This is a genomic window from Acidimicrobiia bacterium (assembly GCA_030584185.1).
GTDB lineage: Bacteria > Actinomycetota > Acidimicrobiia > Spongiisociales > UBA11373.
The window spans coordinates 1652672-1671500 of the sequence record CP129495.1 but is presented as its reverse complement, the minus strand read 5'-3'; the positions used below and the strand labels follow the sequence as shown (position 1 = coordinate 1671500).

17 protein-coding genes and 1 pseudogene are annotated in these 18829 nt (G+C 68.3%); 5 read left to right on the top strand and 13 right to left on the bottom strand.

All coding sequences use genetic code 11. From position 1 onward, the window contains the following. Positions 1-8: 8 nt before the first annotated feature. The 9 genes and pseudogenes from nuoL to QY307_08520 all read right to left on the bottom strand — a co-directional run bounded on the left by nuoL (position 9) and on the right by QY307_08520 (position 6968). Complete coding sequence (gene nuoL / locus QY307_08560) at positions 9-2066, bottom strand: NADH-quinone oxidoreductase subunit L (protein ID WKZ82130.1); 2058 nt, start codon at positions 2064-2066, stop codon at positions 9-11. Further along, a complete protein-coding gene (gene nuoK / locus QY307_08555) occupies positions 2060-2365 on the bottom strand; it encodes an NADH-quinone oxidoreductase subunit NuoK (protein ID WKZ82129.1) in 306 nt (101 codons plus the stop codon). Before nuoK ends, nuoL begins: the two co-directional genes overlap by 7 nt. Then, positions 2362-2883 carry an NADH-quinone oxidoreductase subunit J gene (locus QY307_08550; GenBank protein ID WKZ82128.1) on the bottom strand — a complete coding sequence of 174 codons (522 nt, stop codon included), beginning with the start codon at positions 2881-2883 and terminating at the stop codon, positions 2362-2364. The genes nuoK and QY307_08550 overlap by 4 nt, the downstream gene beginning before the upstream one ends. Positions 2884-2891: 8 nt before the next feature. Beyond that, a pseudogene (locus QY307_08545) lies at positions 2892-3350 on the bottom strand (NADH-quinone oxidoreductase subunit I). Beyond that, on the bottom strand, positions 3350-4372 hold the full coding sequence (gene nuoH, locus QY307_08540) for an NADH-quinone oxidoreductase subunit NuoH (GenBank protein WKZ82127.1): 1023 nt from the start codon (positions 4370-4372) through the stop codon (positions 3350-3352). The pseudogene QY307_08545 and the gene nuoH overlap by 1 nt, the downstream one beginning before the upstream one ends. Next, complete coding sequence (locus QY307_08535; protein ID WKZ82126.1) at positions 4369-5559, bottom strand: NADH-quinone oxidoreductase subunit D; 1191 nt, start codon at positions 5557-5559, stop codon at positions 4369-4371. The genes nuoH and QY307_08535 overlap by 4 nt, the downstream gene beginning before the upstream one ends. Beyond that, on the bottom strand, positions 5556-6128 hold the full coding sequence (locus QY307_08530) for an NADH-quinone oxidoreductase subunit C (protein WKZ82125.1): 573 nt from the start codon (positions 6126-6128) through the stop codon (positions 5556-5558). Before QY307_08530 ends, QY307_08535 begins: the two co-directional genes overlap by 4 nt. After that, on the bottom strand, positions 6115-6612 hold the full coding sequence (locus tag QY307_08525) for an NADH-quinone oxidoreductase subunit B family protein (protein WKZ82124.1): 498 nt from the start codon (positions 6610-6612) through the stop codon (positions 6115-6117). Before QY307_08525 ends, QY307_08530 begins: the two co-directional genes overlap by 14 nt. After that, positions 6600-6968, bottom strand: a complete 369-nt coding sequence (locus QY307_08520; GenBank protein ID WKZ82123.1) for an NADH-quinone oxidoreductase subunit A — start codon at positions 6966-6968, stop codon at positions 6600-6602. The genes QY307_08525 and QY307_08520 overlap by 13 nt, the downstream gene beginning before the upstream one ends. Positions 6969-7186: 218 nt before the next feature. Between QY307_08520 and QY307_08515 the strand changes: the two genes are divergently transcribed. Beyond that, complete coding sequence (locus QY307_08515; GenBank protein ID WKZ82122.1) at positions 7187-9103, top strand: EAL domain-containing protein; 1917 nt, start codon at positions 7187-7189, stop codon at positions 9101-9103. Positions 9104-9127: 24 nt separating this feature from the next. Continuing rightward, complete coding sequence (locus tag QY307_08510) at positions 9128-10231, top strand: alkaline phosphatase family protein (GenBank protein ID WKZ82121.1); 1104 nt, start codon at positions 9128-9130, stop codon at positions 10229-10231. 9 nt (positions 10232-10240) lie between these two features. Here QY307_08510 and QY307_08505 read toward each other — a convergent pair whose 3' ends face one another. Continuing rightward, positions 10241-10900: a metal-dependent transcriptional regulator gene (locus QY307_08505; protein WKZ82120.1), complete on the bottom strand. Its 660-nt coding sequence runs from the start codon at positions 10898-10900 to the stop codon at positions 10241-10243. Positions 10901-11006: 106 nt separating this feature from the next. Here QY307_08505 and QY307_08500 point away from each other — a divergent pair, with 106 nt between their 5' ends. Genes QY307_08500 through QY307_08490 form a run of 3 tightly spaced genes read left to right on the top strand, consistent with a single transcriptional unit; the run spans position 11007 to position 14643 of the window. Beyond that, a complete protein-coding gene (locus tag QY307_08500; protein ID WKZ82119.1) occupies positions 11007-12026 on the top strand; it encodes an iron ABC transporter substrate-binding protein in 1020 nt (339 codons plus the stop codon). Further along, complete coding sequence (locus tag QY307_08495) at positions 12023-13630, top strand: iron ABC transporter permease (GenBank protein WKZ82118.1); 1608 nt, start codon at positions 12023-12025, stop codon at positions 13628-13630. Before QY307_08500 ends, QY307_08495 begins: the two co-directional genes overlap by 4 nt. Further along, positions 13627-14643 carry an ABC transporter ATP-binding protein gene (locus tag QY307_08490; protein ID WKZ82117.1) on the top strand — a complete coding sequence of 339 codons (1017 nt, stop codon included), beginning with the start codon at positions 13627-13629 and terminating at the stop codon, positions 14641-14643. Before QY307_08495 ends, QY307_08490 begins: the two co-directional genes overlap by 4 nt. Here the strand turns inward: QY307_08490 and QY307_08485 are convergent. The 3 genes from QY307_08485 to QY307_08475 are packed head-to-tail and all read right to left on the bottom strand — an operon-like array spanning position 14635 to position 18729. Beyond that, the gene (locus QY307_08485; protein ID WKZ82116.1) at positions 14635-15771 is read right to left on the bottom strand and encodes a hypothetical protein; all 1137 of its coding nucleotides are present in this window, start codon (positions 15769-15771) and stop codon (positions 14635-14637) included. The genes QY307_08490 and QY307_08485 overlap by 9 nt on opposite strands. After that, on the bottom strand, positions 15755-17194 hold the full coding sequence (locus QY307_08480; GenBank protein ID WKZ82115.1) for an NADH-quinone oxidoreductase subunit N: 1440 nt from the start codon (positions 17192-17194) through the stop codon (positions 15755-15757). The genes QY307_08485 and QY307_08480 overlap by 17 nt, the downstream gene beginning before the upstream one ends. Continuing rightward, a complete protein-coding gene (locus tag QY307_08475; protein WKZ82114.1) occupies positions 17191-18729 on the bottom strand; it encodes an NADH-quinone oxidoreductase subunit M in 1539 nt (512 codons plus the stop codon). Before QY307_08475 ends, QY307_08480 begins: the two co-directional genes overlap by 4 nt. Positions 18730-18829: the final 100 nt, after the last annotated feature.

Here is an 18829-nt window from a genome sequence, read left to right as displayed (position 1 = left end):
TCCTCCTCCTAGGTGAAGATCAGGAAACCAACCACCAGCAGCACCGCTCCGAGGAACAGCGCCGCGGCGTACTGCTGGACCCTGCCCGTCGTCGTGTGACGAAGGGCTTCGCCCGCCTCGTTGGTCGCCGCCGACACGGCGTTGACCGCCAGGTCGATACCCCTTTGATCGATTCCCCCGTACACGAACCGCCCCAGCACCCGGGCGCCACCGGCGACGCCGTTGACCACGGCGTCGATGACGTAGGTGTTGGTCCAGTTGGTGAACCGGGCTATCGGGCCCTTTATCGGCCCCACGATGCCCTTCAGGTACAGGTCATCGATGTAGTACTTGTTCTCCAGCAGCGGGTACAGCACCGGGATGCGGAAGGTGTCCCGCTCAGCCTGCGAGGCGGCGGGCCGGTTCCACAACCGGGTGCCCGCAGCGATGCCGGCGAGGGCCACGGCGAGACCGATCCCGGCGAGGAGGAAGTCGATCGACTCGGCGTGGTGGTCGCCCATCGGGAAGGGTCGCGCAGCAAGCCACTCGGTGAAGCCGGTGAACACCCCGGGGATGTTGGCCAGGCCGGCCACCGCCGAGAGTGCCGCCAGCCCGATCAGGGGGTAGGTCATGATCCTGGTCTCATGAGGATGGCCGTGGCCGCGGTACTCGCCGAAGAAGGTGAGGTAGACGGCGCGCGCCATGTAGAAGGCGGTGATGAACGCCCCGGCGATGGCGACCACCAGCACCACCGAGGCGATGGTTCCCCCACCGTGCCCGGCGTCGTAGGAGATGGATGCCAGGATCTCGTCCTTCGACCAGAAACCGGCCAGCGGGAAGATCCCCGCCAGGGCGAGCGAGCCCACCAGGAAGGTCCGATAGGTCCAAGGCAGGTACTTGCGCAACCCTCCCATGTCGGTCATGTCGTTGGAGTGGACGGCGTGGATCACCGAGCCTGCGGCCAGGAAGAGCAGGGCCTTGAAGAAGGCGTGGGTGAAGAGGTGGAACAGCCCTGCGGTGTAGGCACCGGCACCCATGGCCACCGTCATGTAGCCGAGCTGGGAGAGGGTCGAGTAGGCGAGAACCTTCTTGATGTCCTTCTGCACCAGGGCGATGAGCCCGGTGAGGAACAGGGTGAGGGCACCGATCACGATGATGATCGCCTTCACGTCGACGGCGAAGCCCTCGGTCTGGAACAGCGGGAACATCCTGCCGATCAGGTACACCCCCGCGGTCACCATCGTGGCGGCGTGCATCAGCGACGACACCGGGGTGGGGCCGGCCATGGCGTCGGGGAGCCAGACATGGAACGGGAACTGTGCGCTCTTCCCCATCGCCCCGATGAACAGGGCGAGCCCGGCCCAGAACGCCACCTGCGCCAGGGCGCTGTCGCCGGCGGCGATCGCCGAGAGCACGTCGTCGAACCGGAAGGAGCCGACGGTGACTCCGATGATGATCACGCCGATGAACAGCCCGACGTCGGCCACCTTGTTGGTGATGAAAGCCTTGATGGCGGCGGCGTTGTTGGCGTGATCCTCCCAGTAGTGCCCGATGAGCAGGTAGGACGCCACCCCGACCAGCTCCCAGCCGACGATCAGCTGGATCATGTTGGCCGCCGATACCAGCACCAGCATCGCCCCGGCGAACAGGGTGAATGCGGCGAAGAACCAGGTGAAGCGGACGTCGCCCTCCATGTAGCCCTTGGCGTATGTGAACACCGCCAGGCCGACCACGCCCACGACGGCGTACATCATGATCGAGAGGCCGTCGACCACCCAGCCCCACTCGATCACCAGCGTCCCGAGGCGGGCGATCTCCACCGAGCCCTCGTGGTAGATCCCGTTGGATGCGTTGGCGATGAACAGGGCGACGCCGTACACGGCGACGAAGGCCATCGCCGCCTCGGCCAGCTCCCAACCCTTCTTGGGAAGCCGCTTGCCGAAGAAGACGATGCCGAACATCAGGACCAGCGGAACCACGGGGATCAGCCATGCCCAGGCAGCCAGCCAGCCGCCGTCGGAGAGGGCTTCGGCACCGTGCGGGGCCTCCTCTCCGAAGTATGCGATGAGGGGGGCGAACTTCACCATTTCATCAGGTCCAACTCGTCGACGTTGGCCGAGGCCCGGTTGCGGAAGATGAGCAGCACGATGGCGAGCCCGACCCCGACCTCGGCGGCGGCAACGGTGATCACGAACAGGGCGAACACCTGCCCGGAGTGGAGGGCGTCCTGGACGTGCTGGGCGAATGCGACCAGGTTGATGTTGACCGCGGTCAGCATCAGCTCGATGGAGAGCAGCACCAGAACTGCATTGCGCCGTACCAGCACGCCGTAGATCCCGAGGGAGAACAGCAGGGCGGCGAGGATCAGGAACTGGTTGACGATCATCGCTCCGGGTCCTTCCGGGCGAGGACGATCCCGCCGATCAGGGCGGCGAGCAGCACGAACGAAACCGCCTCGAAGGGGATCACGTACCGACTGAAGAGCACGTCACCGATCTCGCCGGTGCGGACGACCCCCTCTCCAAGGGTGGTGTCGCCGAAGGCTGCAGTCGTCACCCAGGCGATGGTCACGAAGGTGGTGGCGGCCACCAGGGCCGCCGGCCAGCGCCGGTCGTGATCGAGGCGCACGGGATCGGTCCGGGTGGGTGCCCGGGTGATCATGATGCCGAACAGGAAGAGCACGATCACGGCGCCGATGTAGATCAGCACCAGGGTCCAGGCCACGAACTCTGCGCCGAGCATGAGGAACAGGGCGGCGGTCCCCGCCAGTGCGGCGACGAGGCCCAGGGCGGCATGGACCAGGTTGCGGCTGACCACCACCAGCGCCGCCGAGGCGACGATCACCAGCGAGATCACCAGGAAGACGATGTTGCGGGCGTCGGAGATCCAGTCGGAGAACTCCATCACTTCGCCTCCAGGGCGGGAGGCTGGGGAACCTTCCCCAGCCATACGGTGAGTCGCTCCTTGTCGTGGAGCATCTTGGAGATGGAGCCCTCGGCGTACTCGTACTCGGGCGACCAGAACAGGGCGTCGAACGGGCACACCTCGACGCAGATGCCGCAGTACATGCACAGGGCGTAGTCGATGTCGAAGCGATCCAGGGTCGCCCTGCTCCGGGGGCGCCCACCCGGCTTGCTCGGCGGCTGCAGCTCCTTGTGGCCCTCGATGTAGATGCACCAGTCGGGGCACTCACGGGCACAGAGCATGCACACGGTGCACGCCTCGACGTCGAGGGCGATCACCCCGCGTGCCCGCGGAACCGGGATCTCCTTCTCCTTCGGGTAGTTGACCGTGATCGGCCACTTGAAGAGGTTGCGCAGCGTCACCCACAGGCCCTTGGCCAGCCCCACTCCAGGAATGCGGCTCTGCATCAGAACACCACCTTGGCGATGCCGGTACCCAGGATGTTGGCCAAGCCCAGCGGCACCAGCCACCGCCAGGCGAACGACTGAAGCTGATCCTGTCGCAGGCGGGGGAACGTCCAGCGGAACCAGATGACGAGGAACACCAGGAATCCCACCTTGGCCATCAGGATCAGCGGCCCGAGGAACTCGAGGGCCCCGATGCTCAGCCCCGGCAGGTACCACCCGCCGAGGTAGAGGGTGGCGGCGATGGCCGACATCGAGAACATGCCGGCGTACTCGCCAAGGAAGAACATCGTGAAACGGAGGCCCGAGTACTCGGTCAGGTAGCCCATGACCAGCTCCGACTCGGCGATGGGCAGGTCGAACGGCGTCCGGCTCAGCTCGGCGAGCATGGCGATCACGAAGATGGTGAACCCGATCACCTGGCCCTGGAGCAGGAACGGCAGGCGGATGGCGAAGTCGCCGATGAGGAACACCGGCTCCGCCTGGGCGGCGACGATGCCGTTCATCGACATGGTCCCCGCCTGGATGACCACCCCGACCACAGCCAGGACCAGCGGGAGTTCGTAGGCGACCAGCTGGGCGGCGGCGCGCAGCCCGCCCATCAGCGAGTACTTGTTGGCCGACGCCCAACCGGCGATGAGCACCGCGATGCTGGAGATCGATCCGATGGCGAGCAGGTAGAAGACCCCGATATCCAGATCGGCCACGATCAGCTTGGGACTGAACGGGATCACCACGAAGGTGGCGATGGTGCCCATGAGCATCACCATCGGCGCCGCCTTGAACACCGCCCGGTCGGCGTCGGCCGGGATCAGATCCTCCTTCTGCATGAACTTGAGCCCGTCGGCGAGAGGCTGGGCCCAACCCCAGCGGCCGCCTGCGAAGTACGGGCCGATCCGGTTCTGCATGTGTGCCGAGACCTTCAGCTCGGCGAAGATGATCACCAGGGACACGCCCGGCACCACCAAGGCGATGATCAGCACCTTGAGGACCAGCAGCACCCAGAAGTTGTCGAGAAGGCTCATCGGTCGACGTCCCCCAGCACGAAGTCCAGGCTGCCCAGGATGGCGATCAGGTCGGGGACGACCTGGCCCACGAGCAGCCAGGGGAGGACCGAGAGGTTGGAGAACGACGCCGAGCGGATCTTGAGCCGGTAGGGGCCCCGCCCGCCCTCGGAGACCACGTAGTAGCCCATCTCCCCCTTCGGATTCTCGGCACGCACATAGGTCTCGCCCGCCGGGACCTTGATCACCCGCGGGACCTTGGCCTGGAGTTCGCCGTCGGGAATGGTGTCGACAGCCTGGCGGATGATCCGCGTCGCCTGGCGGATCTCGTCGAGCCGAACCCGGTAGCGGTCGAAGCAGTCGCCGTTGCGCCCGGTGGGGATGTCGAACTCGATCCCCCCGTAGGGCAGGTAGTCGTCGGTCTTGCGCAGGTCGAACGCCACCCCTGAGGCCCGCAGGTTCGGACCCGACACCCCGAACTCGGCGGCCCTGTCGGCGGGGATGATCCCCACCCCCCGGGTTCGCTGCTGGAAGATCTCGTTGCCCAGGACCAGATCCACCATGTCGTCGCACACCTCGTCAACCTTGTCCATGGCGGCGCGGGTATCGGCGAGGAACCCGGCGGGCAGATCCTGGGACACCTTCTTCTGGTTGGTCCCGCCACCTGCCGCCGGCTTCACCCCGCCGATGCGGTTGAAGTTGGGATGGAATCGGCCACCGGTCACACCCTCGAGGAGGTCGAGCACACGCTCCCGTTCCCGGAGGGCGTACATCAGAGGGGTCGGGGCGCCGAGCTCCACCGGGAAGGACGAGAGGAACACCAGGTGCGAGGAGATGCGGGCCATCTCGGTGAGGATGAGGCGAATCTGCTGGGCCCGGGGCGGCGCCTCGATACCCATCAGGCGCTCGGTGGCCACCATCAGCGGGATCTCGTTGGCGAACCCCGACACCCAGTCGATCCGATTGACCAGGGCCGTGATCTGCGGGTAGGTGCGCACCTCGGCGAGCTTCTCGTACCCACGATGCATGTAGCCGATCATCGGATCGGCGGACTCGATGATCTCGCCGTTCACCCTGGCCACGATCCGCAGCACCCCGTGGGTGGAAGGATGCTGGGGGCCGAGGTTGAGGGTCATCTCCGGGGTCTCCAGCTCCACCGAGACCTGGACGTCGGAGCGGTGCATGGCGAGGAGATGCCGGTCGGTCATTCGGCCTCACCCCCCTCCGTCTCCTCGTCTCCGGCCTCGGCGTTGACGGTGGACGGCATGTCCTCCACGTCGACCGTCCCCGGCCAAGGCTTCACCTCGCGGCTGAGCAGGGGGAATGTCTTGCGCAGTGGATGGCCCTCGAACCCGTCGGGGAGGTAGAGCTTCTCGAGGTGGGGATGGCCCTGGAAGACGATGCCGAACATCTCGGCGGCCTCCCGCTCGTGCCAGTCGGCCCCACCGAACACATCCACCAGAGACGCCAGACGGGCGTCTTCCTTGGGCAGGTCGGTGGAGAGGATCACACCGGCGCCCTCACCGACATCGGAGAGTCGGGAGATGACCTCGTAGCGCTCCTCCACCGGGCCCTCGGCGGGGTCACCCACGGCGCGGTCGTTAGCCCAGTCGATGGCGGAGAGGAACGAGAAGAAGGGGAGGTGGGGCTTCAACGCCCGATGGGCGTCGACCCATCGTTCCCGCTCGACGAAGAGCTTCCCGATGCCGTGCTCGAAGGCGAACCGGCCGGCGCCCGCCACCTCGGCGAAACGCTCCGTGGCCTCAGACTGGTTCACGGTCGCGCTCGTTCCATTTGTCCCGGATGTTCTCGTTCTTGATCTTCTGCTGAAGCAGCACGATGCCGTCCATCAGAGCCTCGGGCCGAGGCGGGCATCCGGGCACGTACACGTCGACCGGAATCACCTGATCTACACCCTTGGTGACGCTGTAGGAGTCCCAGTAGGGACCGCCGCAGTTGGAGCAGGAACCCATCGAGATCACGTACTTGGGCTCCGGCATCTGGTCGTAGAGCCTGCGCACCACCGGAGCCATCTTGTCGGTCACCGTTCCCGCCACCACCATCAGGTCGGCCTGACGCGGTGAAGCCGGCAGGGGGATGATCCCGAAGCGCATCATGTCGAACCGTGGGCCGGCCGCGGCCATCATCTCGATGGCGCAGCAGGCGAGCCCGAACTGGAAGAGCCAGAGCGAGTAGCGACGTCCCCAGTTGAGGAGCCAGGAGAGCGGTTTGGGGGCGTCGAACCGCTCTAGGACTCCCAACGAAGCACCCCCTTGCGGGCGGCGTACACCAGCCCGGCGAGAAGTATCGCTATGAAGATCGCCATCTCGACCAGGGCGAAGGTGCCCAGAGACTCCAGGTTGATCGCCCACGGAAAGATGTAGATCGCCTCGACGTCGAAGATGAGGAAGAGCAGGGCGAAGACGTAGTAGCGGATCTGGGTCTGGCTCCAGCCCTCACCCACGGGGTCGATGCCGCACTCGTATGTGAGCCGCTTGGCGTCGGTCGGCTTCTTGGGCCGGAGCAGGGCGCTCGCCCCCAGGGCGGCGGCGACCAGCAGGACGCCGGCAGCGGCGAAGGTGGCGACCGTGATGTATTCCTGGAAGTAGTCCGTCACGTCTTCCTCGGGGCCGTGCGTCCGGCCGGGAGTATAGGAAGGGGGTACCTGGCGCCGAAACCGGCCAGTCCCCCGTTCCGACGATCGCGAAACCCGCCACTGATGAGCCGGATGGCCTAGAGTCGGCAGCCAGCGGGCGGCGCCGAGACGATGGCAGCGCGCCGCCCATGGGCAGGTTGCACCATCGATCCGGCGCCCCGAGGCAACGGAGGATCGGCATGGCCGCAGGGGCATCGAAGAAGCCACGAAGGCTCGCCGCCCTGCTCGACGACGCCCTGATCCACCAGGTGCTCGATTCGATGCCGATCATCGTGTGGACCTGTCGCCCGGACGGCGCCACCGACTTCTTCAACCGGCGGGGCGTCGAGTACACCGGGATCCCCGCCCAAGACCTGACCGGTGACGGCTGGTTGGGGGTGGTCCACCCCGAGGACCGCCAGGCGGCCGAGACGACTTGGCGAGATGCGTCGCAGGGCGGCGCCGTGCACGAGAACCAGTACCGGGTGCGACGCGCCGACGGCGAGTACCGGTGGACGGCGACCCGCGGCCTCCCAATTCTCGACGAAGACGAGGCCGTCATCAGATGGATCGGCACCTGGACCGACGTCCACGAGCAGCGCCTGGCGGCGCATCAGGCCGCCGAGAGCCTGGCCCTGACCGAGGCGGTCACCGTCGCCGCCCCGATCTCCCTCTTCTTCACCGACCTCGAGTTCCGGCTGCTGCGCTGGAACGAGACGATGGCCTGGATGCACGGGCTCACCGAGGAGCATCGGGGAAGGCACGTCGCCGAGATCTCACCCTCCGGATGGGAGGAGCTCGAGGCGGTGTACCGGAAGGTCGCCGAGACCGGCGAGCCGGTGCTCAACGTGGAGGTCTCGCGCCGGCGCCCCGACGGGGAGATGAGCCACTGGATCAACTCCTACTACCCGGTCCGAACCGCAGGCGAGATCGTGGGCGTCGGCGTGGTGGGCAGGGACATCTCCAATCGGGTCAGGCTCGAAGAGCTCTCCCGCACCGTCCTGGAGAACATGACCGAGGGCCTCTACTCCCTCGATGCCGACGGTCGGATCACGATGCTCAACCGCGCCGCCGAGCGCCTGCTCGGCTGGACCGAGGCCGAGGTGCGCGGGCAGCGCGCCCATGCGCTGTGGCACCACCAACGAAGCGACGGTTCCCCACTGCCGGAGAGCGAGTGCGACCTGCTGCGGGTCAGGCTCACCGGCGAGCCATTGCGCAGCGAGGGTGCCTTCACCAACCGTGACGGGACCATCGTTCCGGTCTCTTACTCGGCGGGCCCGCTGCAGGGCGATGGGAGTGACCACGGCGTGGTGGTGGTGTTTCGCGACATCAGTGCAGAGCACACCGCCCGGTCGCGCGTGCGCCGGGAGCTCGACTCGCTCACCTGGGTGGGCCGAATCCAGGACGCCCTGGACGAGGACCGCTTCACGCTCTTCTCGCAGCCGATAGTCACCGTTGCCACGCGGGAGCAGGTCTCAGAGGAGCTGTTGATCCGGATGCGAAACCGCCAGGGCGAGATCGTGCTCCCTGGTTCGTTCCTCCCAGTGGCCGAGAAGTACGGGATGGTGGCCGACATCGATCGCTGGGTGGTCACCAGGGCTGCCCACCTGGCCGCATCGGGCAGGCGGGTGGAGGTGAACCTCTCCGCCTGGTCGATCGTGAACGTCGACCTGCTCCCGCACATCGATCGGGCCCTGCGCGATGCCGGCGCCGACCCGGCGGACATGGTGTTCGAGATCACCGAGACGGCGCTGATGCAGGACATCGACCGCGGCGAGCGTTTCGCTCGCGGGGTCACCGAGATGGGGTGCAAGGTGGCGCTCGACGACTTTGGCACCGGGTTCGCCGGATTCACCCATCTGAAGCGGATCCCGATCTCGTTCCTCAAGATCGACATGGAGTTCGTGCGCGACCTGGCCTCGACACCGGCCAACCGAAACGTCGTCGAGGCGATCGTCAGCCTGGCTCGCGCCTTCGGGCACCAGACCATCGCCGAAGGTGTCGAGGATGAGGACACGATGGCCCTGCTCGGCAAGCTCGGTGTCGACCTGGCCCAGGGTTACCTGTTGGGCCGTCCCCGGCCGGCTCAGGAAGACCACACCCTCCCGCTCTGGTGATCGCCGGGCCTAGGGTCTGCGCTCATGAGCCCGACTCTGCCGCCTGGACCGGATCACGACGGCGGCTCCCTGGTCAACCTCGCCGCCGAGCTGGAGCGGCGCTTGATCGGGACCGCCCGCAACCCGGGCCTGCACGCCGAGGTCGCGGCAGCGATCCCTGCGGCCGACTCCTACGTGGTCATGCTGTTCGACGGTCTCGGCGATCACCAACTCAACCACCAGGCGGCGGAACCGCTACGCCACAGCCGGGCCGCAGCGATCGATGCCGGATGGCCGACCACCACCACGGTCAGTCTCGCCACCATCGCCACCGGGTCCACCCCGGCCCAACACGGCCTGCTCGGCTACCAGATGCGCCTGCCCGAGACGGGGCTGGTGGTGAACACCATCAAGTGGACCACCCAGTGGGGAGCGCCGCTCGAGTTCGACCCTGAGGGGCTCCTGCCGTCCCCCAACCTCTGGGAGCGGTTACGGGCGGCGGGAAGAGAACCGGTCACCCTGCAGCCCTGGAACTTCGACGACTCCCCGATGAGCCGCATGCTGTACCGGGGATGTCGGTTCGAGCCCTGGGACGACGAGGACGCCGCCGCCGACGCCGCCGCCGACCTGGCCAGGGTTCCGGGACGCCTGGTCTTGCTCTACTTCCCCCACGTCGACTTCGCCGCCCACGTCGCCGGACAGGACTCGGAGGACTACGCCGAGGCGATGGTGGCGGCGGGTCGGGCCTGGGAGCGGCTGTGCCGCCGGCTCCCCGCCGGTGCGGTGGCGATCGGGACCGCCGACCACGGACACGTGGACGTACCCGAGCAACACCAGATCCGCATCCCCGAGCGGGCCCACGACGATCGTGACTTCGGAGGCGACCCCCGGGCACCGTTCGTCTACGGAGAGGTGGAGTCGCTGGCTGCTGAGCTCGGGGTGGAGTGGGCGAGCCGCCAGGACATGGCTCATTGGTGGGGTCCAGGGCCGCGGCACAGGTCGTTCGCCGACCGGGCCCCCGACGGAGTCCTCCTCCCCCCTCAGGGAAAGATCGTGTTGCATCGCCACGCCGACGAGCGGCTCATCGGACAGCACGGCGGCCTCACCGCCGAGGAGATGCGGGTGCCCTTGCTGGTGTCCGGGGGGTGATCGACCCGCCTACGCCACCAGGAACACGCGCTCGGCTAGGTAGTGGGAGATCCCGATCGGCTCGCCGCCACCGATCCGTACCGTGAGCGCCCCCTGGGGGGAACGGTCGAGCACCTCGACCTGAGTGCCCGGGCGCAGGCCGCTGCGGTCGAGGAACCCCATCATCTCGTCGTCCATCTCCAACTCCTCGGAGAGGCGCTCGATGGGGCGGGCGGCCCCATCGGCGACGTCGGCCAGAGGCACCATGGGAGGAGGGCTGTACCCCGAACCGGGGATGGGGTTGCCGTGAGGGCAGGTGGTGGGTCGGTCGAGCACCTTCCACATCGCCGCCTCCACGTCGTCGGAGATCATCGTCTCCCACACCTCGGCCTCGGGATGGACCTTGTCCCAGGTGAGGCCGAGCACGTCGGTCAGAAACCTCTCCGTGAGGCGATGTCTGCGGACGATCACCTCGGCGAGGTGGCGGCCGGCCTCGGTGAGGCGGATGTCGGCGCCGACCTCGATCAGGCCCTCGGCCTCCAGCTTCCGGACGTTCTCGGAGACACTGGCCCGGCTCACCCCGAGCCACTCGGCGATACGCGCCTGGATCACCGGGATTCCTTCGGCCTGGATCTCCCAGATGGCTCCCGCGTACTCGCGATGTGTCGCCGGATACAACTGTTCCTTCACCGGACCCATCGTAAGGTCTGCGGTGCCGGTACTGCACTTGTTCGGGTACCGAACATCCGATGCTCGGCAACTTGACATGGCGGATTCGGTGCCTAACCTCGCCCTCATGAATCACAACACCAATCGAGTTCGCCTGCTCGCTGGCGCCTTGGCCCTGGCCCTGGTGGCGGTCGCCTGCGGCGACGACGACACGGCAGACCAGGCCATCACCGTGTACTCGGGTCGCAGCGAAGAGCTGGTCGGCTCACTGATCACCGAGTTCCAGGAGGAGACCGGGATCACGGTCGAGGTCCGCTACGCCTCGAGCACCGACCTCGCCGCCACGCTGCGGGAGGAGGGCTCCAACTCCCCCGCCGACGTCTTCCTCGCCCAGGATCCGGCCTCGCTGGGGACGATCGCCGAGGAGGGACTGTTCGCCACGCTCCCCGACGACCTCCTCGCCATGGTCCCCTCCCGATTCTCCGACTCCGAAGGCCGGTGGGTAGGCGTCAGCGGACGGTCGCGGGTCGTGGTGTACGACTCAACCCGGATCTCCCCCGAGGACCTGCCCGCCACCGTGGACGGCTTCACCGACCCGGCATGGAAGGGCCGGTTGGCCATCGCCCCCTCCAACGGCTCATTCCTGGCGTTCGTGGCGGCGATGATCCTGGAGCGAGGCGAGGACGGCACCCGGGAGTGGCTGGAGGCGATCGCCGCCAACCAGCCGCAGACCTTCTCGAGCAACTCTCCGATCGTGGCCGCCGCCGACGAGGGCACCGTCGAGGTCGGCCTGGTGAACCACTACTACCTGCTGGGGCTGGTCGCCGACAAGGGAAGCAGCACCGCCCGCAACCACTTCTTCACCGAGGCGGGGCCCGGGTCGCTGGTGATGCCGGCCGGAGCGGGGATCCTCGCCTCGTCGGACAGCACCGAGGCGGCGAAGCGCTTCGTCGAGTTCCTCCTCTCCAAGGAGGCCCAGGAGCACTTCGCAACGGAGACATTCGAGTACCCGCTGGTCGAGGGGGTTGCCACCGACCCGTCGCTGCCGCCCCTCGACTCGCTGGCGCCGCCCGTCATCGACCTCTCCGACCTGGCTTCGGTCCTCGACCGTGCCACCGACCTGGTGGCGGAGGCCGGCCTGCTGTGACCACCCCGCCGGCGGTGGTGACACCCCAGGCGGCTGCGCCCCATCCTGCAGAGGATGGGGCGCTGCCGCGCCGGCGCCCGCCTGCATGGCTGTGGATCCCGGCGGCAGTCGCCCTGATCCCGGCCGTGGTCCCGTTCGCCTTCCTGGCGGCTCGCGTCGTCGGCGCCGGAAGCCGGGCCATCGACATCGCCATCTCCGTCGAGACGCTCCGGCTGGTTTTCAACACGACCGCCCTGGCGGTGGCGGTGATGACCCTGGCAGCCGCCATAGGCGTCGGAGCGGCGTGGCTGACCGAGAGCACCGACCTGCCAATGAGGCGCCTGTTCCGGGTGACGGTGGCGCTCCCCCTGGTGATTCCGTCATATGTGCTCGCCCTCACCCTCCTTGCCGCCACCGGGCCGAGCGGAGTGCTGAGCGAGGCCCTGGGAACCACCATTCCGACCCCTCGCGGGTTCCTCGGGGCACTTCTGGCGCTCACGCTGTCCACCTACCCGTTCGTCTACCTCACCGCTGCGGCCGCACTCAGACGCATGGACCCCGCACATGAGGAGGCGGCACGCGGCCTGGGGGCCGGTCCCGGTCGGGCTTTCCGCACCATCGTCCTGCCACAACTCCGACCATCGGTGGCCGCCGGGCTCCTCCTGGTCGCCCTCTACACGCTCTCCGACTTTGGCGCCGTCTCGCTGATGCGGTTCGACTCGTTCACCAGGGTGATATACGCCCAGTATGCCGGGAGGCTCGATCGCACCCCGGCTGCGGTGCTGGCCGTGGTTCTGGTTCTCATCGCCCTCCTCGTGGTCTGGGCGGAGCGAGCCACCCGTGGCCGGGCGGCGTATCACGGGCGCCCCGTGAGCCGCCCGGCGCGCGAAGGCGCGATCTCCCCTGCTGGAAAGGCGGGGGGTGTCGTTGCGCTCGGCCTCCTCGGCGTGATCGCTCTCGGCATCCCCCTCGCCTCCTTGATCTCCTGGTGGGGACGCCCCGGGCGCGGCGCCGTCGGCTTTCCCTGGGACGCAGTTGCCGGCTCGATCACCGCCGCCACGCTGGCAGCGGTGATCGCCGCCGCCCTGGCCCTGCCCACGGCGGTGTTGGTCACCCGCCACCCCTCGCCGGCGTCGTCATGGGTGGAGCGATCCTCCTACGCCGTGTTCGCCCTGCCCCACATCACAGTCGGCCTGGGAATGGTCTTCTTCGCCTCCCGGTATCTCGGCTCCCTGTACCAGAGCCTCACGATCCTGGTACTGGTGTACGCCTCCATCTTCTTCGCCCAGGCCCTCGGACCCGCCCGGGCCGCCCTGCTCCAGGTGAGCCCTTCGATCGAAGAGGCGGCGCGCAGCCTGGGATCGGGCCCGATGCGGGTCATGACCAGGATCACCGGACCGCTGGTGCGACGCGGCCTGCTGGCCGGTGCAGTCATGGTGTTCCTCACCACGATGAAGGAGCTCCCCGCCACCCTGTTGTTGCGGCCCACCGGATTCTCCACGCTCGCCGTCGACATCTGGTCGGCGGCCGACGCCGTGCGGTACTCGCGTGCCGCCGGGCCGGCGTTACTGTTGATCGCCGTGTCGGCGATACCCATGTACCTCCTCTCGGTGCGCCGCTCGTGAGCGACGCCATCGTCTGTCGGTCCGTCGGCAAGGCGTACGGCGGAGTCACGGCACTGCACGGATTCGATCTCACCGTCCCTGCCGGACAGATCCTCTCCCTGGTCGGACCGTCCGGCTCGGGGAAGACCACCGCCCTCCGGGTGATCGCCGGGTTCGAGCGACCCGACTCGGGCACGGTGGTGATCGCCGGGGACACCGTCGTCGACGATGCCGTCTTCCTTCCCCCCGAGCGACGCCGGGTCGGGATGGTGTTCCAGGACTTCGCCCTGTTCCCCCACATGTCGGTCGGCGGCAACGTCGGCTACGGCCTGGGCCGGGAGGGCAGGGTCGAGAGGGTGGCCGGGGTGCTGGCCATGGTCGGCCTCGCCGGGATGGAACACCGGATGCCCCACGAGCTGTCGGGCGGTGAGCAGCAGCGGGTGGCCCTCGCCCGGGCCCTCGCCCCCTCACCGGCCGTGGTGCTGCTCGACGAGCCCTTCTCCAACCTCGATGCGCCCCAGCGGGAGAAGGTCCGCCGCGAAGTCCGGGGGATCCTCACCGAGGCGCGTGCCACTGCGGTGTTCGTCACCCACGATCAAGAGGAAGCGCTTGCGGTGAGCGACGTGATGGCGGTCATGCGAGCCGGGTCGGTCGTGCAGTCGGCGGCGCCGCACGATCTCTATCGCAACCCCCGTGATCGATGGGTGGCTGAGTTCCTGGGCGAGGGGGAGTTCATCGAAGGCACGGTCGGCGTCGGTGTCGTCGAGACCCCGTTGGGGCGGTTCCCGGCTGACACCGGCCTCACGGGGCAGGTGGAGGTGCTGATCCGGCCCGAGTTCGTGCGCCTCGGGGCCGAGGAAGGCGCCCTGGCGCTGGTGGTGGACCGCGAGTTCTACGGCCACGACCAATTGGTGACCCTGCACCTCGACGGCGGCCGGCGTCTGCTGGCGCGCGCCGGACCCGACCCGGTGTACCAGCCGGGAGATCGAATCCGCTTCGCCGTGGAAGAGGTCCTGGTCTTTCCCTCAGGGTGAGGTCGGGACGGTGTGCCGGCTCCGCAGCGCCCAGGCGGCGCTCCCGTACCCGCCGAGTCCGACGAGCAAGGCACCCAGATAGAGCAGGCCGGCCAGGACCGGGAACAGCCACATCGCACCCCGCCATGCCAGGACGCCGACGAGCAGCGCCAGAGCGGCACCGCCGCGGCCCCGAACCAGGCGACCGCCTGCTGCCGTGACCGCCGGCAGCGGGCCGAGGAAGAGGGCGACCAGCCATACGACGAGCAGCAGCAGCGCCACGGGGATTCCGATCAGGCTGAGGAACAAAGGCAGCACCATCAGTGGCGGCAACAGCAACACCCCGGCGCCGATGAGCGCCGAACGGCCGGGAGCCGACCGAACCCTCTCTTCGGCGCCGGCGCTGAGTCCGGGAAAGGCCCACATGGCCAGGAATCCGGCGAACAGGAGACCCAGCAGCGAGAGCAAGGCGAACACCCGGCCCACCGCAGAGGCCCACAGCGGGGTGATGGTTCGGATGCGGGTGAGGCGCCCGATGACCGAGGCACCCGGATCGACTGCAGCATCGGAGGAGGCCCGATAGAGGACGTCGCCCGCCACCTCTGCCGAGGCTCCCAGCGTCAAGCGGTCGATGCGAAGCAGCACGTCGCGGCCCACCCGGCCGTCAACCGATGCCGTGAAGGAGTGGGAGCGGACGTCGCGGCCAACGCTCCCGCCGACGCCTAGCCGCACGGTCATGGCCAGCAGGTCGCGTCCCACCGCCCCGCCGAAGGTCGCCTCGCCGGCCACGGCGGCAACGTCGTCCCCCACCGTCCCCCCGACGTCCAGGTCGGCGGCCACGATGCGAACCGATCCGGTCACCTCGCCGGAGATGGATGCCGGGCCGCCCACCAGACCCATGACGTCTCCCTCGACCCGCCCGGTGACGTCGAGGCGACCGGTGACCACGAACAGGTCGCCCTGGAGCACGCCCTCGATGATGGTGTGCTCGGCGAAGACGTAGAGGTCCTCGGTGACCACCTCTCCTTCGGGCACGATGAGCCTGTTGGCGGTGCGCACCCCGGCGACCATCAAGGGCAGGGCGACGACGGCACCGACCAGCGTCAGGCCGAGCAGGGCGGCCGGCCGGCGCTCAGAGGGGGAGCGCATCGCCGAGCCACTCGAGCAGCGGCCACGGGGCGACTCCGGCGGCAACGGTAACCGCCGCGACGGCGCCCAGGGAGAGCCGGGCGGCGAGCGGCACCGGGAGCGATTCGCCGGCCGAGGGACCCGAGGCGGGCTGCATGTACATGAGCACTATCACCCGAAGGTAGGCGAAGAGGCCCGCCACCGCTGCCACCACGGCCAGGATCACCAGCCAGAGGTGGTCGCCGTCGATGGCGGCCCGGAACACAGCAACCTTGCCCACGAAACCGGCGGTGAGCGGGATACCTCCCATTGCCAGCATCATCAGACCCAGACCGGCCGCCAGCCCGGGGGAACGGCCGGCCAGCCCTGCGTAGTCGGTCAACGGCGCCTCGTCCGGGCCCATCCCCGAGACCAGGGCCACGACGGTGAAGGCGCCGACGACCTGGACGGTGTAGGTGGCCAGGTAGAACCACATGTCGGGGATGCCGGCGCCGCCGACGAGGGCGGTGAGTATGAAACCGGCGTGGGCCACGCCCGAGTAGGCGAGCATCCGTTTCAGGTCGGTCTGCGCCAGGGCGAACAGCGTGCCGATCACGATGGACGCCGCCGCCATCGCCGCCAGCGCCGGCGCCCAGTCGTCGAGACGTGATCCGAGGGCGACAGTCATCACCCGGGCCAGGGCGGCGAAGCCGCCGACCTTCGCCGAGGCCACCAGGAATGCGGTGATCCCGCCCGGAGCCCCCTGGTAGACGTCGGGTGCCCACGAGTGGAACGGCACCGCCGAAACCTTGAACCCGAGACCGACCAGGGTGAGCGCCATCCCGGCGAGCAGGATGCCGGGGCGAAGCAGCAGCGTCGAGTTCAGGTAGCGAGCGATCCCACCGATCGAAGTCGTGCCGGTGGCGGCGAACAGCAACGCCACCCCATAGAGGAAGATCGCCGAGGCCAGAGCCCCGAGCAGGAAGTACTTGAGCGCTGCCTCACCCGACCGAGCACGCCCCCGCGTGAAGCCGGCGAGTACGTAAAGGCTGAGAGAGAACACCTCCAGAGCGATGAAGAGCATCACGAGATCGGCCGAGGCCGCCATGAGGTGGGCGCCGGCGGCGGCGATCAGCACCAGGGCCACGAACTCGGCGCCGCGCCGGCGCAGCGATCGCACCAGTGGCCATCCCCCCATGAGCGCCAGTCCGGCGATCGGGAAGATCAGCATCCCGGCGAAGGCGGAGAACCCGTCCACCGCCAGCATGCCGTCCCAGGCGAGGCTTCCCTCCCCGCCGCCATGACGCGCCCACTGGAACGCCGAAGCGACTGTGCCACCGATAGCGCCTGCGGCGGCGGCGAGTGCCCACAGTCTGGGGCCGGGGCTCCACTGCACGTCGACAAGCAGGAGCACGACCACCACGGCGCCGACCACCAGCAGCGGGGAGATGGCGAGCCAGTTCACTGGTCCACCTCCCCGGCCAGGTCATCGGGCCACCCCCACTGCGGGACCTCGTGGTCGGTGACCTGTTCGATGCGCTCCAGCACTGCATCGACCGACGGTTCGATCCGGTCGAGGGCAGGCTTGGGGTACAGCCCCAGGAACAGGATCAGGGCGATCAGGGGTGCCATGATCAACACCTCGCGCACCTTGAGGTCGGTCAGCACCCGGTTCTCCTCGATCGACAAGGGTCCGGTGAACATCCGCTGATAGGCCCACAACAGGTACACCGCCGCCAGGACGACCCCGAAGGCACCGATGACGGCGTAGGCGGGAAGCGACAGGAAAGATCCGACCAGGATGTAGAACTCGCCGACGAACCCGTTCAGCCCGGGCAGCCCGATCGAGGCGAAGGCGGTGAACAGGAACACGCCGGCGTAGATCGGCATCACTGAGGCCAGCCCCCCGAACTGGGAGATCTCCCGGGTGTGCCTCCGTTCGTAGATCATTCCCACCAGCAGGAAGAGCGCCCCGGTGGTGAGCCCGTGGTTGACCATCTGCAGTACCCCACCCTGGAGCCCCTGTGAGGTGAGGGCAAAGATGCCCAGCACCACGAAGCCGAGGTGGCTCACCGAGGAGTAGGCGACCAGCCGCTTGATGTCGCTCTGCACGATCGCCACGATCGCCCCGTAGACGATCCCGATCACTGCGAGCACCGCCAGCACCGGCACCAGGTCGACCGCCGCCTCGGGGAACAGCGTCAGGTTGAAGCGGATCAGGCCGTAGGCACCGAGCTTCAGCAACACCCCTGCCAGGATCACCGACCCGGCGGTTGGCGCCTCGACGTGGGCGTCGGGGAGCCAGGTGTGGAATGGGAACACCGGCACCTTGACGGCGAACGAGATCCCGAAGGCGGCGAACAGCCAGAACTGCGCGTTGCGCGACAGGTCGGCCCCGAGCAGCTCGACGAAGTCGAAGGTGGGCGAGCCGTCGCCACCGATCAGCCCGAGGGCCAGGATGCCGGCGAACATGAGGGCCGAGCCCAGGGCGGTGTATAGGAAGAACTTGATGGCGGCATGCACCCGCCGCTCTCCGCCCCAGATGCCGATGATGAAGTACATCGGCACCAGCATCGCCTCCCAGAACACGAAGAAGACGAGCAAGTCGAGGGCGAGAAACACGCCGATGATCCCGGCTTCGAGCAGCAGCATCGCCACCGCGAACTCGCGGACCCGATGCTTCACACCGGTGCTGGCGGCGAGGGCGATGGGGAAGAGCAAGGCGGTGAGCACCACCAGCAGCAGCGAGATCCCGTCGACCCCGAGGTGCCATCCGACACCCCAGGGCTCGTACCAGGTCGACCTCTCGGCGAACTGGAACCCGGCCGCCCCCGTCTCGAACTCGACCAGCAGCCAGCCGGCGGCACCCAGCGTCACCAGTGAGCAGGCCACCGCCACCGGAAGCACGATCTGAGACCTACGCGAAGGGATCGCCAGCAGGGCCAACGCCCCGGCCACCGGGAGCACCACCAGGGCGGTGAGGATGGGGAACCCGGTCATGGGCGGACCCCCTCCCACTCGCTCGCCTGGCAGACGGCATCCAGCGAGCGACGCGTCGGGCGATCGCTGCACTTCGGTGAGAGGTCGCCCCGGGTGTGGA